This window comes from Agarivorans litoreus (genome assembly GCF_019649015.1).
Taxonomy (GTDB): domain Bacteria; phylum Pseudomonadota; class Gammaproteobacteria; order Enterobacterales; family Celerinatantimonadaceae; genus Agarivorans; species Agarivorans litoreus.
In genome coordinates this window covers 3214659-3229388 of record NZ_BLPI01000001.1, presented here as the reverse complement: position 1 = coordinate 3229388, position 14730 = coordinate 3214659, and the positions used below count along the sequence as shown (strand labels likewise).

Annotated in this window: 16 protein-coding genes; 7 read left to right on the top strand and 9 right to left on the bottom strand. The window is 44.4% G+C overall.

Features of this window, described 5'->3' with window-relative positions:
* Window positions 1–16: 16 nt before the first annotated feature.
* Both K5L93_RS14850 and K5L93_RS14845 read right to left on the bottom strand, forming a co-directional pair.
* A complete protein-coding gene (locus K5L93_RS14850; protein ID WP_220720535.1) occupies window positions 17–322 on the bottom strand; it encodes a BolA family protein in 306 nt (101 codons plus the stop codon).
* Window positions 323–340: 18 nt separating this feature from the next.
* A complete protein-coding gene (locus tag K5L93_RS14845; protein WP_220720534.1) occupies window positions 341–928 on the bottom strand; it encodes an alpha-ketoglutarate-dependent dioxygenase AlkB family protein in 588 nt (195 codons plus the stop codon).
* Between the two features lie 98 nt (window positions 929–1026).
* On the opposite strand from K5L93_RS14845, the gene K5L93_RS14840 reads away from it, so the two are divergent.
* The 4 genes from K5L93_RS14840 to K5L93_RS14825 are packed head-to-tail and all read left to right on the top strand — an operon-like array spanning window position 1027 to window position 4734.
* Window positions 1027–2169 carry a methyltransferase gene (locus tag K5L93_RS14840; protein WP_220720533.1) on the top strand — a complete coding sequence of 381 codons (1143 nt, stop codon included), beginning with the start codon at window positions 1027–1029 and terminating at the stop codon, window positions 2167–2169.
* Window positions 2170–2191: 22 nt separating this feature from the next.
* Entirely contained in the window at window positions 2192–2773 is a 582-nt protein-coding gene (locus K5L93_RS14835) for a YajG family lipoprotein (protein ID WP_220720532.1), read from the top strand.
* Window positions 2770–3348: a peptidylprolyl isomerase gene (locus K5L93_RS14830; RefSeq protein WP_016400324.1), complete on the top strand. Its 579-nt coding sequence runs from the start codon at window positions 2770–2772 to the stop codon at window positions 3346–3348. The genes K5L93_RS14835 and K5L93_RS14830 overlap by 4 nt, the downstream gene beginning before the upstream one ends.
* A gap of 27 nt (window positions 3349–3375) precedes the next feature.
* Window positions 3376–4734, top strand: coding sequence for an AmpG family muropeptide MFS transporter (locus K5L93_RS14825; RefSeq protein ID WP_220720531.1), 1359 nt, complete (start codon window positions 3376–3378; stop codon window positions 4732–4734).
* 269 nt (window positions 4735–5003) lie between these two features.
* Here K5L93_RS14825 and K5L93_RS14820 read toward each other — a convergent pair whose 3' ends face one another.
* The gene (locus K5L93_RS14820) at window positions 5004–5486 is read right to left on the bottom strand and encodes a YajQ family cyclic di-GMP-binding protein (RefSeq protein ID WP_016400328.1); all 483 of its coding nucleotides are present in this window, start codon (window positions 5484–5486) and stop codon (window positions 5004–5006) included.
* Window positions 5487–5607: 121 nt separating this feature from the next.
* Between K5L93_RS14820 and K5L93_RS14815 the strand changes: the two genes are divergently transcribed.
* Both K5L93_RS14815 and K5L93_RS14810 read left to right on the top strand, forming a co-directional pair.
* The gene (locus K5L93_RS14815) at window positions 5608–6531 is read left to right on the top strand and encodes a ketopantoate reductase family protein (RefSeq protein ID WP_220720530.1); all 924 of its coding nucleotides are present in this window, start codon (window positions 5608–5610) and stop codon (window positions 6529–6531) included.
* The gene (locus tag K5L93_RS14810; RefSeq protein ID WP_220720529.1) at window positions 6524–7084 is read left to right on the top strand and encodes a DJ-1 family glyoxalase III; all 561 of its coding nucleotides are present in this window, start codon (window positions 6524–6526) and stop codon (window positions 7082–7084) included. The genes K5L93_RS14815 and K5L93_RS14810 overlap by 8 nt, the downstream gene beginning before the upstream one ends.
* Before the next feature lie 62 nt (window positions 7085–7146).
* Here K5L93_RS14810 and K5L93_RS14805 read toward each other — a convergent pair whose 3' ends face one another.
* From K5L93_RS14805 to prfB, 4 genes are all read right to left on the bottom strand, one after another.
* Window positions 7147–8136, bottom strand: a complete 990-nt coding sequence (locus K5L93_RS14805; RefSeq protein ID WP_220720528.1) for a substrate-binding domain-containing protein — start codon at window positions 8134–8136, stop codon at window positions 7147–7149.
* A 105-nt stretch (window positions 8137–8241) separates the two neighbouring features.
* Window positions 8242–8688 (bottom strand): DUF1499 domain-containing protein, encoded by a 447-nt coding sequence (locus K5L93_RS14800; RefSeq protein WP_246615121.1) that lies wholly within the window; start codon window positions 8686–8688, stop codon window positions 8242–8244.
* Between the two features lie 160 nt (window positions 8689–8848).
* Window positions 8849–10372: a lysine--tRNA ligase gene (gene lysS, locus K5L93_RS14795; protein ID WP_016400339.1), complete on the bottom strand. Its 1524-nt coding sequence runs from the start codon at window positions 10370–10372 to the stop codon at window positions 8849–8851.
* A gap of 16 nt (window positions 10373–10388) precedes the next feature.
* Window positions 10389–11487, bottom strand: a protein-coding gene (prfB, locus tag K5L93_RS14790; protein ID WP_220720526.1) for a peptide chain release factor 2 whose coding sequence is annotated in 2 segments (ribosomal slippage) — window positions 10389–11411 and window positions 11413–11487 — 1098 coding nt in all. Because the reading frame shifts where the segments join, the coding sequence is not laid out codon by codon here.
* 349 nt (window positions 11488–11836) lie between these two features.
* Between prfB and K5L93_RS14785 the strand changes: the two genes are divergently transcribed.
* Entirely contained in the window at window positions 11837–12265 is a 429-nt protein-coding gene (locus K5L93_RS14785; RefSeq protein ID WP_220720525.1) for a hypothetical protein, read from the top strand.
* Between the two features lie 63 nt (window positions 12266–12328).
* On the opposite strand, the gene tyrA is transcribed toward K5L93_RS14785, so the two are convergent.
* Both tyrA and K5L93_RS14775 read right to left on the bottom strand, forming a co-directional pair.
* Window positions 12329–13453, bottom strand: coding sequence for a bifunctional chorismate mutase/prephenate dehydrogenase (gene tyrA / locus K5L93_RS14780; protein ID WP_220720524.1), 1125 nt, complete (start codon window positions 13451–13453; stop codon window positions 12329–12331).
* 13 nt (window positions 13454–13466) lie between these two features.
* The gene (locus K5L93_RS14775; RefSeq protein ID WP_220721530.1) at window positions 13467–14540 is read right to left on the bottom strand and encodes a 3-deoxy-7-phosphoheptulonate synthase; all 1074 of its coding nucleotides are present in this window, start codon (window positions 14538–14540) and stop codon (window positions 13467–13469) included.
* Between the last annotated feature and the right edge of the window lie 190 nt (window positions 14541–14730).

Sequence of the window (14730 nt, the reverse complement as noted above, 5' to 3'; positions counted from 1 at the left end):
TGATGCAGAGTGTTAACTATTGTCCACCACGACACTGAGGTGAACTAGGTATTTGTTGTTGCTCAGCCCATTGCGCGGGCGTAAATGTATGCATTGCTAAAGCGTGAATTTCATTTTTAAGCTCTTCGGCAAGCAACTGATTTACCGCTCTGTGGCGTTGCAATAAACGTTTACCTTCAAAGGCCTCACTCACAATTGTCACTTTAAAATGGCTCTCTGAGCCGGCAGGCACATTATGCATATTACTTTCATTTACCACTTCTAAATGCGTTGGAGCAAAATGTTGCTGCAATTTATTGGTGATTAGTGTTTCGACCCGCATAACTGTTCCCTGTATTGATTATTCATCTGGCATTGTATAACGAAAAGTAAAATTGATCCTCGGCTGTTTTATCCGCAAAGCCTTAGGCAAACTGTGTTGCCATTGGTCTTGGCATAGTTTATTCATTACCAATAAATCGCCATGTTCCAATAAATACTCATGTTTTTGCTCTTTGGATTTATTACGAAATAAAAAACGACGAGCTTGACCTAAACTCAAGGAAGCAATCACCGGATGCTTACCCAATTGCTTCTCGTTATCGCTATGCCAGCCCATGTAATCATGGCCATCTCGGTAATAGTTAAGTAATACGCTGTTAAACTGCTGCCCGCACTTTTGCTGCACGGCAAGCTTTAATGGTAATAAAAAGCTAGGCCAAGACAAAGGCGTACGCCACTCGCCCGAATAACGATAAGCAGTATTCGCATCGCCTATCCACAAGGAAAGACGAGGCTCCAAGCAAGTTTTGCCAAATATTTTGATGGTATGTTGCTGCCAGGGTAAGCAGGTAAGTGATTGTCGATAAAATGCCTCAGCAGACTCGGCTTTTAGCCATTGCCGATGATGAACAATGTTTTCTACTTGAGTATCTTCTGCTAGCACCACGTACGACAGCCTATTTCCATATGGGTGTTACTTTAGTTTAGCCCTCAACTTAGATACACTGCTGCCACTAATCAAGGCCTGCAGCATACAAATCCAATATGAGTCATGAATTGCAAATTAACTCGCTCAATTTGAGCTTATCGCGCTACCCCAAACAGGCGACTAACGATTTACAAGCATGGAATGCTGCTGATGAACTAATGCTCAACTTTGCCTTTGAGCAAACCACCACAGCCAAACGCATACTCATTATGAACGATGAATTTGGCGCGCTAGCCTGTGCTGTGTTGGCCGCCCCTGAGTTTGCCGATAGCCAAATACATTGGTTAAGCGACTCCTTTATTGCACAACAAGCCTTAGCTGAGAACGTAAAAGCAAATAACTTAACCATGGACGGGCGGCTCACTCTGCTTAGCAGCACCGATAGCCTTCCAGCCAGTGATATGGTGTTAATGCGTCAGCCCAAAAGCTTAAATTATTTGGAATACCAACTAATTGCACTGCAAGCAATATTGTCGGCTGATAGCCTTTTTGCCTGTGGAGTAATGCTAAAGAACTTACCTAAGTCAGTTTTCTCTTTATTTGAAAAACACCTAGGCGAGGTAAGCACTTCGCTGGCAAAGAAAAAAGCCCGCTTATTGTTTGGCCACTATCAGGGTATTAGTTCAATTAGCCCTTATCCCAAACAATGGAAAGTTGCAGAGCACCAATTCAAGCTAAACGACCACGCTAATGTATTTTGCTTCGGCAAGTTAGATATTGGCAGTCGCTTTATGTTAGACAATTTTCCGCAGGGCGATTTTGAAGCAGTGGTTGATTTGGGTTGTGGCAATGGCCTACTGGGTTTACAAGCACTCAAACATTATGCAAAAGCTAAAGTCTCTTTTTGTGACGAATCGGCTATGGCCTTAGCCTCGGCAAAAAATAATGTAAGCTTAAACTTTCCAGAGCGATTAGCCGATTGTGAGTTTAACCACGATAACGCTTTGCAGCATCAAGCCGACAACAGTGCCGATCTCGTATTATGTAATCCGCCTTTTCATCAACAAAACACCATTTCTACGCATATTGCCCAACAAATGTTTCGCGATGCTAAACGCTGCTTACGCAGTGGCGGCCAACTGATAGTGGTAGCTAACCGACACTTGGGCTATCACCCACTATTAAAATCTTACTTTGGCGGTTATAAGTTACTGGCGAGCAATAACAAATTTGTTATTCTGAGCAGCACTAAGCGTTAATCCACTCATTAAGGTGAACAACTTGAAAACTCAGTTTTTATTACCCGCTTTGCTAATTAGCGGCGTATTAGGGCTTAGCGCCTGCAGCAGCCAACCGCAGCAAGTCGCATTAACCCCAAGCATTGAGGTTAATGATTCGGTTCAACACTCAATCATTGCTGCAATAAAATCTCAAGATTTACGCAGCAACCGGTTTTTAATTAGCATTCACCAAGAAGGTGAAGAACAAGCCCAGCTGATTTCAAGCGGCAACAATTTGCGTCAAAACATCGAGCAACAGCTCTCGAGTGCTTGGCAACAGCAAGGCATTGGTTTTGTGCCAGACTCACCAAACCTAATTACCATCGATATTCTAGAACTGGCCAACAAAGTAGAAGAAAGCAGCGTTAAACATGCCGCCAGTTCTGTTATGCGTTTAAAGGTGACTATCGACACCCCTCACAAAACCTTAAGCAAACAATTTCGTTCCACCCACACTAATGAAGGTGCGTTTTCTGTCAACGTAAACAAGCAAAGCGAAGCCATGAGCCAACAGCTTTCTGAACTACTGACACAAATCGCTAACGACCCGCAACTTATTGAAGTATTGGAGTATCAATTATGAACTTGGGCATTTTCCGTAACACCTTGGTGGCTTGTGTTTTCGCTACATTAAGTCTTGGCGCTAGTGCACAAACCTTAAAATTCATCACTAACCAAGGTGAATTTGAAATGGAACTGAATGCCGAAGCTGCGCCAAAAACTGTCGCTAACTTCCTTCGCTATGTAGAAGACGGCAGCTTTAAAGGTACGTTATTTCATCGCACCATTTCTAACTTTATGGTGCAAGGTGGCGGCTACTCAATTAACTACGAAAAAGTAGATACCTATCGCCCAGTAGAAAACGAGTCGAAAAACGGCTTGAGCAACAAGCGTGGCACCGTTGCTATGGCACGCACTAACGACCCACACAGTGCTACTCGTCAGTTTTTCATCAACGTTATCGATAATGCCTATTTAGACGGCAGCGCAAATAAATACGGCTACACGGTATTTGCAGAGATCACTTCAGGCATGGACGTAGTGGATAGAATTGTAAGCAAGCCAACTAAAACAGGTCCTATCCCTGGCATGCGCAATGTGCCTATGGAAAAAGTGATTATTGAAGATGTAGTCATTGTTGACGAAAGCCAACCGTAAACTCGCCACAACTTAACCGAGCTATAAATGAACTCATCGCTAAATTGGTCTCAGACCCTACGTTCTTATTTAGATAAACGATTGCTTTGGGTATTTATGCTCGGTTGTGCCAGCGGTTTTCCGTGGGTACTAATTGGCTCAAATATGTCGGGCTGGCTTACCGACGCCGGTTTGTCACGCTCAGCCATTGGCTTTTTTGGCTCGGTATTTACCGTGTATGCCATCAATTTTTTATGGGCTCCCTTAGTTGATAGAGTAAAACTTCCTGTTTTACATGCTTGGCTCGGCCAACGTAGAAGTTGGATATTTTTGTGCCAAGGTATCGTGTTGCTGTGTACCTTTGGCATTGCCCAGTTTGACCCCGCCAACAGCTTGGTCTTTACCTCGCTGCTGGCCTTGTGCATCGCCACTGCCTCTTCCACCCAAGATATTGCCATTGATGCTTACCGTATCGATACCTTTGCAAATAGCGATTCACACCGTTTACCACAAGCCTCGGCCATGGCGGTAATCGGTTGGTGGACGGGTTATTCTCTACCGGGGTATTTGGCATTTATTAACGCCGACAGCATTGGTTGGAATGGTGTCTATTTAGGCATGTGTTTCATTGTTGCGCTACTGATGCTCTTTACCGTGTTAGTGAAAGAACCTATTAGCAACCGTGAAGCATTGCAACAACAAGCCGAAGCGCGCCATGCTCAATATCTTGGCACTAAATCACCTTTGGTAGCTTGGTTAACAGTAACGGTTGCCGAACCCTTTTTAGATTTTTTCCGCCGCAACGGGGTGCGCGTAGCCATAACCTTGTTGCTGTTTGTGTTTCTATTCAAAATTGGCGAAGCCTTCTTAGGCCGCATGTCAATTACTTTCTACCGCGAAGTAGGCTTTAGTAACGAGCAAATTGGCCATTACTCTAAACTTATTGGTTGGGGTGCAACGGTAATATTTACCATTGTTGGCAGTGCCTTTAATGTGCGCTTTGGCATTATTAAGGGGCTTATATTAGGTGGTATTGCTATGGCTAGCAGTAACTTAATGTTTGCTTGGATTGCTGCTACTGGCCCAGATGAACAACTATTTTTAGCTACTATTATCGTCGATAACTTTACCAGCGCCTTTGCCACCGTAGCCTTTGTTTCGTTTTTAACAGTGCTTACTGGCCAAGCGTTCTCGGCAACCCAATACGCCTTGCTCGCCAGTTTGGGCAACTTAGGCCGAACCACGCTCGCCTCTTTCAGCGGCAGCTTGGCAGACTATTTAGAATCTTGGCCGCTGTTTTTCATTTTAACCGCGGTGATGGTTGTGCCAAGTTTAATCATGTTACTCAGCTTGAAAGGCTATTTTACCAAGATATTGGCGCACAACGAATCGAACAAACAAGCCTAGCCACTTTCGGATGCAACTAGGCGCTAAGTTGCGCGCAGATCACTTCTATGTCGCTAGCAAACGGTTAATTGCGGCTCAACATCACTACTAGGTAAACACATACATTGTTTATTACTTATTATTTCACCGACATAGTAATGAGGCTTAACAACTATAAACTTGGCCCTTTATAGGAGCTTTTTTACTAAAAAGTTTTTGAGATTAGCGCCAAACACAAAAAACCGCCAGATGGCGGTTTATCTAGTCCAACAAACCTTGGCTATTCAGCCTTAGTCGCGAAAGTTATTAAACTGGAACGGTTGGTCGTATTCACCACTGCGTACCAATGCCATTGCCGCTTGCAGGTCATCACGCTTTTTGCCGGTAACACGTACTTGTTCACCTTGAATAGAGGCCTGAACTTTTAGCTTGGCATCTTTGATCTGCTTAACCACTTTTTTAGCGGTGGCTTGATCAATCCCATTTTTAAAGTTAACCACTTGAGAGTGTGTTTTGCCGCTACGGGTTACCGAAGCTAAATCAATCGACTTAGCATCAACCGAGCGCTTTACTAAAGTGCCACGCAAAATATGTAGCATTTGCTGTAACTGAAACTCAGCCTCAGCAGTCATCTTAATTGACTCATCTTTGTATTCGAAGCTGGCTTCTACACCACGAAAATCAAAACGTGTTTCCAGTTCTCGTATCGCGTTATCACAAGCATGGCGAACTTCGTTAGCATCTATCTCAGAAACAATGTCAAATGAAGGCATGTTTTCTCTCCCCTAAAATCTGGCCTTATGCGAAAATTGCTGCATTATATCCCGTTACCACTAAAAGAGTATCGCTTGCGGTAACGCTAGCGCCAATTTTGTTAGATTAGTGAGTCTATTTATGACTGTTTCTGCAAAACCCTATTACGACTTTGCCATCATTGGCGCGGGTGCCGTAGGTGGCTTACTGGCCAGCTTGTTGAGCCATCAACAACAAAAAGTGTGTTTTGTTGACTCCCGCTTAAAGCATAATCAAGACCTAACACTGCAACTCGATAGCCTTGAATATGGCGTCATTACAAACAACTTAAAGGTATTTTGCAGCTTGCCTAGTTGCCGTTGGTTACTGCTATGTGTAAAAGCCCATCAAGTAAAACTAGCGTTATCTGCGTTGGAACTACCCGACAATTGCAAACTAATGCTAGTGGTTAACGGGATGGGCGCAGACCATGAGATCATAGATAAACTCGCTCCCCAGCAGTTGTATTTAGCCAGTAATACTCATGGCGCGCTTATTCAAGAAAAGACGAATACCCAACTACAACTAAAACACACGGGCTTGGGTCAGCTGGTTGTTGGGCCTTACCTAAAAAACGCCACAAAGCCGCAAGATTTGATGGCTCTTGAGCAAGCATTGCCAAGCGCAAGTTGGCAAGACAATATTTACCCCGCTCTGTGGCGAAAACTAGCAATCAATTGCTGTATTAACCCTCTCACTGCATTGCAGCAATGCCGAAACGGCGAATTGCTAGATACACGGTTTAACAAAGATATTGCCGCACTTTGTCAAGAAGTTAGCCAAGTAGCCGCTGTAGAACAGCTTGATTTAAGTGCCGATGACCTACACAAAACGGTGTTGCAGGTAGCGAAAGCAACGGCCAATAACTTTTCCTCTATGCAGCAAGACATACACCACAAACGCCTTAGTGAAATAGACTACATTAATGGTTATATAGTTAAGCAGGCTGCGAAACATCAATTGGCTTGTCCACACAATCAATACATGCTGCAACAGATCCAGCGATTGGAGAAACACAATGACTAAAGTGATGGTAGCTATAGCCTCTGGCAGTGAAGAAATTGAAGCCGTAAGCATTATCGATGTATTACGCCGAGCCGAGATTATCGTAGACGTAGTGAGTATAGAAGCCAACAAGCGCTTAGATATTGTTGCCTCTCGCGGCGTAAAGCTGACGGCCGATATACACATTAGTGAAATAGACGCTGCAGACTACGACATGTTGGTATTACCCGGTGGTGTTCTCGGTAGTGAGGCTTTCCGAGATTGTGAATCACTCATTGCCATGCTTAAGCAACGTAAAGCAAAGCAATGGTTAGCCGCAATTTGTGCAGCTCCTGCAGTAGTACTAGCAGAGCATAATTTACTGGGTGATGCCGCGGTAACTTGCCACCCTGGCTTTCAACAGCAGCTACCGCAAAACCAATTAAGTGCAGACCGAGTCGTGGTTGACCAAGAACATAAGCTCATTACTAGCCAAGGCCCCGGCACTGCCATTGAATTCAGCCTAGCCTTAGTTGCTCAGCTAAAAGATCAACAAAGCGCCGACCAAATTGCTGCTCCTATGGTGCTTGCTTAAGCAAGTTAAGCACCTACGAGAAGTTTACCACCTGACACAGGGACCGTTTCAACACTTGTACGCTACTGGCACATAGGTATTTGACCAAATACACAGCGTTCCAGCTTGGTGTGTATTAATGGTTCTACCGTCTTACCTTGGTGAATGCTATACAGCGTATAAATCGATTGGTAGCCCATATCGTAAGGCGACTGACCAACATTACCATGAGCTAAGCCTTGTGCTAACAAACGTTTTTGTACTTCGAGGGTGTCGCCAAAAATAAGCAATAAACGCTTTGACGCTAAACTATCTCTATGCGGTGACACAAGGTCTGAGTATTTAAACTCCAAGGTTTGCGGCCACGCACCAACAGTAATAATTACATCAAGCAACTTAGGCTCGTATTGATGTAACCGTAGCATTCTATCAAGATTATTTAGCGAGCGATTAGCGTCGTCATCGGAATAGATTGGGCAGCGACTAAGCTCCTCCCATAAATCACTTTTACCGCTGTTATTGTTAAACCCTAAGCCGGCATACACCCCGCTAATACGCTCTATCAAATTGGCCGCGCCCTTATGCCCGGTAATAATGCAGAACGAGCCTCCTTGCGGCTTTAAGGCTTGGGTTAAACGCCCCAACTGAAAGCCAAACTGAAAGTTATCGGTTCCAATGTAGCTATGTCGTAATTTGGGATCGGCAGCCAAGGCTTTTTCAGAAAAATCAGAATCAAATGTCACTACGGGAATTTGACTTTGCTTGGCCAATTGCATGCTGCGGTGAGTAAGCACCCGAGAGTTAATCACCGACACCGAAATGCCGTCTAAGCCTTGCTCAATTTGCTGAGAAATTATTTGATCTTGGTAACGGGCATCGGCTTCTTCAGGGCCAAGGTAGACACACTCTACATCTAACTCAGCGGCAGCTTGTAAACAGCCCTTTTCTACATCATCAAAAAAAGGATTAGTAACGGTTTTGGGAACCACCAAAAAACGGGGTTTTGAGGAAATTTCGTTTGCAAGAGATTGACAGCTTACAAGAATCAACAGACTAAACAGACATGCTTTCACGGCATCACCAACTACCAATGAGAATACCCTTAAGCTAAGCCAATAAACTCCATTAGGTAAAGCCAAGCTGCGCTAACTGCAACTTGGCTCACGCTTTTACGGTAATTATTTGGCTTCTAGGTATAACTTAGCAAACTCTTGATATCGCTGATTATTTATACCCATATCGGAGTAGCCAACCCGCGATTGTGAACGAAAATGGACTAACTGCTCGGCTTGGTCGAAGTGTAACTCTACATCATCGCGATAACCTACCGTTGGACTATAAAAAACCGCGTGTACATATTGCTCGTCTCGGCTAATGACTTGATTATTTGGCATATGAGCAAAAGCACGTAAGGCGGCTAGTTGGGTGCTTTTCAAATCGGCTTTAAATGGCAAGGCAGCTACTTTTTTATCGCCTTCGGCATAACTAGACACCCCATTTGGAGAACTGGCTAATGGCGCCAAGCGACCCGATTGCAAACCTAGGTCACTTGGAGTGCTAAGGTTTTTGTAGACCATAAATCCAACTACAACCAGTACAATCACTACTATTCCTGACAACAGCATTTTCACTACCTTTCTCCCTTAATTACGCTAATTGCTTTTAACTAAACCAAGCTTACTCTCAATGAGCTTAGTCTTCGTTATCGCTACTATAACGAAAAAGCACAAAAAAAAAGCCACACACTATAAAAAGTGTATGGCCTTTAATAGCTTATTTGTGAACTTAAGCTTGAGGACGCATCGCTGGGAATAAAATCACGTCGCGAATGGTGTGCGTGTTGGTGAAGAGCATCGCTAGGCGGTCAATACCAATACCTTGGCCAGCCGTTGGTGGTAAGCCGTGCTCTAGAGCGGTGATATAGTCAGCGTCGTAGAACATCGCTTCATCATCGCCAGCATCTTTAGCCTCAACCTGCGCCTTAAAGCGTGCATCTTGGTCTTCAGCATCATTAAGCTCAGAGAAGCCATTAGCCACTTCTCGACCACCGATGAAGAACTCAAAACGGTCTGTGATGAAGGCGTTGTCGTCGTTACGACGCGCTAGCGGGCTAATTTCTGCAGGGTATTCAGTAATAAAGGTTGGCTGAATTAGCTTAGGCTCAGCAGTCTCACCGAAGATTTCTTCAAGTAGCTGGCCACAAGTCCAGAACTTCTCTACTTCAACACCAACTGATTTAGCAATGCTCACCATGTGCTCGCGGTCTTGCACTTTGTCGTAATCTAAAGCTTGAATATCGGCATGCTCTGGGTTGTACTGCTTAATCGCTTGCAACATGCTCAAGCGCGGGTAGCTGCCAGCAAATTCGACTGTCTCGTCGCCGTAAGGCATAGAAGAAGAACCTAGAACCTCAACCGCAACAGTGCGTAGCATTTCTTCGGTTAGATCCATGAGATCGTTGTAGTCGGCGTAGGCCATGTAGAATTCCATCATGGTAAATTCTGGGTTATGGCGGGGCGACAGACCTTCGTTACGGAAGTTACGGTTAATTTCGAATACGCGCTCAAAGCCACCTACCACTAAACGCTTCAAGTAAAGCTCTGGTGCAATACGCAGGAACATCTGCTGATCTAGCGCGTTGTGATGAGTGATAAATGGACGGGCAGTAGCGCCGCCTGGGATCACTTGCATCATTGGCGTTTCCACTTCCATAAAGTTCTTAGACTCCATAAAGCGGCGAATGCCGGCTACCAGCTTGGAGCGCACCATAAAGGCTTGGCGTGAATCGTCGTTCACGATCAAATCAACATAACGCTGACGGTAACGCTGTTCTTGGTCGGTTAAACCGTGGAATTTCTCTGGCAATGGACGCAAGGCTTTAGTTAGCAAAGCATACTCGTCCATGTTCACGTAAAGGTCACCTTTACCTGATTTGTGCAGCGCACCTTTAACACCAATGATGTCGCCAATGTCTAAGCCACCAATTTCTTTTAGCTCTTTTTGCACCGGCTTAGGCGCGTAAGCTTGAATGCGACCCGATACATCTTGAATCACCAAAAATGGTCCACGCTTAGCCATAATACGACCAGCAATAGCGGCTACGTTACCGGCTGCTTCTAAATCTTCTTTAGATTGTTCGCCAAACTGCTGCTGTAAATCGTCAGCGAGGTGCTCACGTTTAAAGTCATTTGGGTGGCCGTTAGCCGAGCAAGTTTCGCGAATTTTGTCTAACTTAGCGCGACGCTCTGCGATCAGTTTATTTTCTTCTTGTGCTGCTTGTTCCAGACTTTGTTCTGTTTGTTCCGACATGTGAAAACCTTGCTCGTTACAGCCCTGACTTAAGGCTAGCTTCTATAAATTTATCTAAATCACCATCTAACACGGCTTGAGTATTACGGTTCTCAATACCGGTTCGAAGATCTTTAATTCTCGAATCGTCTAATACATAAGATCGAATTTGACTGCCCCAGCCAATATCCGATTTATTGTCTTCCGCCGCTTTTTTCTCGGCATTCTGTTTTTGCAACTCTAACTCAAACAACTTAGCTTTAAGCTGCTTCATTGCTTCGTCTTTGTTCTTGTGCTGTGAACGCCCGCTTTGACACTGCACTACAGTATTGGTAGGCAAGTGGGTAATTCGCACCGCCGATTCGGTTTTGTTTACGTGCTGACCACCCGCGCCTGAAGCTCGGTATACGTCAATGCGCAAATCACCTGGATCAATGTCTACTTCAATGCTGTCATCAATTTCTGGGTAGATAAACGCCGATGCAAACGAGGTATGACGACGCCCACTAGAATCAAAAGGAGACTTACGTACCAAACGGTGCACCCCTGTTTCTGTTCTTAGCCAACCGTAAGCATATTCACCGCTTACTTTAATGGTTGCGCCTTTAATGCCTGCTACATCACCATCAGAGACTTCAACTAACTCAGCTTTAAACTGGTGGGCTTCACACCAACGTAAATACATGCGTAGCATCATATTGGCCCAGTCTTGAGCCTCGGTGCCACCAGATCCCGATTGAATATCGATGTAGCAATCGCTCTCATCCATTTCGCCGGCAAACATCCGGCGAAATTCAAGCTTCTCTAACTGTTTAACTAAGTCTTCGGCTTCGGCTTGAGCTTCTTCGAAGGTTTCTTCATCTTCTGCTTCTACCGCCAGTTCAACCAAACCTGCCACATCTTCGATGCCTTGAGTAAGATTGTCGATGGTTTTTACCACCAACTCTAGCGCTGAGCGTTCTTTGCCTAAGGCTTGCGCGCGCGCTGGGTCATTCCAAATTTCTGGTTGTTCTAATTCGCGACTGACTTCTTCTAACTGCTCTGCTTTTGCATCGTAGTCAAAGGTACCCCCGGAGCACTTCTGTGCGCTCTTTAATATCTGCTAGTGAGTTGTTCAGCGAATTAATTTCAAACATCTTGCAATGACCTACGTCGAAGTACCAAAAACGCGCAATTTTAACCAATATAGCGGGGAATAAACATAGTTAGGCGCAATGAATAGGCGAAATAAACCAGTTTTTTTGTTATCTCGGTGAATCGCAGCTTTAGCTAACCGGCAAATTGCCAGAGTTTCCATAAACTAAGGAGCTTTATAGCTATAGCCAAAGCAGCTTTTCATTACCAGCTTCTGCTTTTTCTCAATTTTGTTGGAATTATAAATTAGTCGAATTCGTTAACTGAAACTTGCTGAACTGGGGATCTAGCATTAACTTAAACTAACAAGCCAATACAATTTCGTCGGTTTAGTGTTTGTGGGAGACGGCATTGCGAGAAGCACATGGTTCTATTGAGTTTGCACTTAATGGACAAATAATGGAGATTGAAGGTACTGGCCCTTGGAATCTTGAACAAATGGAAGATAGTGGCAGCGCTGCGGCTCCTATACTAGACCAATTATTAGATTCGCCATGGGCAGTTTTAGCCACATTTCATGGAGAAACCTTTTATACCGAAGATGCAGCAAACCAATTAATTGAGTGGTTAAAAGTTGAAAAACAACGTGGTCGAGTTGCCACCGCCTTAATCCTTACCCACGCCAGCGTACCAGAGCTCGCTAAATGGCATTTAAGCCAAATATATATTCAAGCAGGGGAAACGGTACAAATATTTACTGATAAGGGTAAGGCGCTAAGCTGGTTAAAACAAAAAATTGCCGAATATGAACAACAAACCGCTTTCGAAGATTATCTATAAAAAAGCTAATAAAGTGCATAAAAAAGCCAGCCCTAAGGGCTGGCTAATCACTAACTACAAAACCTAAGAGCGTCGGCTGTCGTTAGCTTGCTGTAATAGGCTGCGGCTTTCTTTTAAGAACTCTTGCGAGTAATCACCAAACCAGTCACTCACCCGCTCAAAAGACGCAATAAAACCTTCGCGATCTTTATTCTCTACCAGCTCAACCAATTGACCAAAGTGTTGGTGGTAACGCTTAATCATCGCAGTACTCTGCTCTGATGCCATAATAATATCGGCGTACAAATCAGGAGACTGGGCAAATAAACGTCCAACCATGGCCAGCTCCAAGCGATAAATCGGAGAGCTTAAGTCTAGTAACAGTTTTAAGTCTGCATCTTCCTGCGCTAAATGCATGCCATAAGCAAAAGACGTAAAGTGACGTAAAGACTGAATCAAAGTCATCGCTTTATCGTGGCTTTCTGCTTCTACGGCATGTAAACGTGCGCCCCATATTCCCATTTGCTGCAATAGCCACTGGTACTTCTCACCACCACGACCATCGGCGTAAACAATAACCTGCTTAGCAAGGCTCGGTACATCTGGGCCAAACATGGGATGCAAACCCACTACAGGGCCTTTGTGCACAGCCAACATCTTGTTGAGCGGCGCAGACTTAATACTAGTGATGTCGGCCAAGATACAGTTTTCAGGCAAATTACCTAACTGGGCAATCACCGCCTCTGTAAGGTTGATAGGCACAGAAACCAACACTAACCCGGCGGTAGCAAATAGTTCGGGGGCTTTATGCCAATCTTCTTTGCCAATGACATCAACTTGGTAGCCAGACAAGGTAAACATTTGTACAAACAAACGGCCTAGTTGCCCACGACCACCAATTACAACAATATTGCCAAGCTCAGGATTTATCGTTTTAAAACCACTGTCTTTTTCACTAGTATACGACTCACGCATCACTCGACGCAATACGTCTTCGATTAACGCTGGCGGTACACCTTTACTTTCAGCCTCGGCGCGACGCTTAGCCAACATGGCTGCTTCACGATCCGGTGCATAAATAGGCAAACCGTGCTGGGTTTTAACTTCACCTACTTTATGTACTAGCTGAATACGTTGCTGTAGCAAATCTAGAAGCTGTTGATCCACTTCATCGATTTGGTCACGTAAAAGATTTAGAGCTTGAACCATGTTGTTTCCGTTATTATTTTTCTAGGCGTTTAGCTAGGCTGTCACCAAGTTCGTTGAACATTTTGTCGATCAACGTTGCAGTTGCATCCCAATCAATACACGCATCGGTTACCGATACACCGTATTTAAGTGCTGACTTGGGTGCTTCACTTGGCTGGTTACCCGCTTCCAAGTTACTTTCTAACATTAAGCCAATAATTGATTTATTGCCTTCTTCAATTTGATTAATCACGTTAGCCGCAACCAAAGGCTGAAGTTCGTGGTTCTTGCTAGAGTTAGCGTGGCTGCAGTCCACTACAAGGGTAGGTGCTAAACCGGCTTTTTCCATTGCTTGCTCAGCCAGTGCCACGTTTACTGAATCGTAGTTAGGCTGCTTACCACCACGTAAAATAACGTGGCCATCTGGGTTACCTTGAGTTTGCAACAAAGACACTTGACCTTGCTGGTTAATACCCATGAAACGGTGTGAGTGAGCAGCCGATTGCATTGCATTAATTGCTGTACCTAAGTTGCCATCGGTACCATTTTTAAAGCCAACAGGCATAGACAAACCACTGGCCATTTCACGGTGAGTTTGTGACTCAGTAGTACGTGCACCAATAGCAGCCCAAGAGAACAATTCTGATAGGTACTGCGGGCTAATTGGATCTAGCGCTTCGGTGGCCACTGGTAAACCTAACTCAGCAGTCCAAGTTAGCAGTTCACGGGCGTTGTGAAGACCCGTTTCCACATCAAAAGAGTTATCCATGTGAGGATCGTTGATGAAACCTTTCCAACCTACGGTAGTACGAGGTTTTTCAAAATACACCCGCATAACGATAAATAGGCGATCGCTATATTGATCATGAAGTTTCTTCAGGCGCGAAGCATATTCTTTCGCCTGTTCTAAATCGTGAATAGAACAAGGGCCAGTAATAACCAATAAACGTGAGTCACGTTTGTGGCAAATATCAGCGATAGTTTTACGAGACTGCAATACAAATTGTAATGCTGCGTCAGAAGCTGGAAGCTTCTCGCGTAACTGTTCTGGTGTGATAAGGACTTGTTCTGACGAGATATGAATATCGTTAATTGGATCTTTTTGCATTTGCTCTTTTACTCCGGTGGCGGATTTAGCCACACATTTCCTTTCCCATTTTGGGATTAATTATTATAGAAACCCATCACAATACCAGTGCTTACACCATTTGCAAGCAGTCAAGCGTTACCAGCTTGTTAAGAGCTTTACCAGCGATTTTGGTAAGTCCTATTAGTTGCTGCAAACAGTATGCTAATAT

What these genes read in the sequence shown, in the direction of transcription:
- K5L93_RS14850 (WP_220720535.1), bottom strand. Translation starts at nt 322, where the DNA reads ATGCGGGTCGAAACACTAATCACCAATAAATTGCAGCAACATTTTGCT.
- K5L93_RS14840 (WP_220720533.1), top strand. Translation starts at nt 1,027, where the DNA reads ATGAGTCATGAATTGCAAATTAACTCGCTCAATTTGAGCTTATCGCGC.
- K5L93_RS14830 (WP_016400324.1), top strand. Translation starts at nt 2,770, where the DNA reads ATGAACTTGGGCATTTTCCGTAACACCTTGGTGGCTTGTGTTTTCGCT.
- K5L93_RS14825 (WP_220720531.1), top strand. Translation starts at nt 3,376, where the DNA reads ATGAACTCATCGCTAAATTGGTCTCAGACCCTACGTTCTTATTTAGAT.
- K5L93_RS14820 (WP_016400328.1), bottom strand. Translation starts at nt 5,486, where the DNA reads ATGCCTTCATTTGACATTGTTTCTGAGATAGATGCTAACGAAGTTCGC.
- K5L93_RS14815 (WP_220720530.1), top strand. Translation starts at nt 5,608, where the DNA reads ATGACTGTTTCTGCAAAACCCTATTACGACTTTGCCATCATTGGCGCG.
- K5L93_RS14810 (WP_220720529.1), top strand. Translation starts at nt 6,524, where the DNA reads ATGACTAAAGTGATGGTAGCTATAGCCTCTGGCAGTGAAGAAATTGAA.
- K5L93_RS14800 (WP_246615121.1), bottom strand. Translation starts at nt 8,688, where the DNA reads ATGCTGTTGTCAGGAATAGTAGTGATTGTACTGGTTGTAGTTGGATTT.
- lysS (WP_016400339.1), bottom strand. Translation starts at nt 10,372, where the DNA reads ATGTCGGAACAAACAGAACAAAGTCTGGAACAAGCAGCACAAGAAGAA.
- tyrA (WP_220720524.1), bottom strand. Translation starts at nt 13,453, where the DNA reads ATGGTTCAAGCTCTAAATCTTTTACGTGACCAAATCGATGAAGTGGAT.
- K5L93_RS14775 (WP_220721530.1), bottom strand. Translation starts at nt 14,540, where the DNA reads ATGCAAAAAGATCCAATTAACGATATTCATATCTCGTCAGAACAAGTC.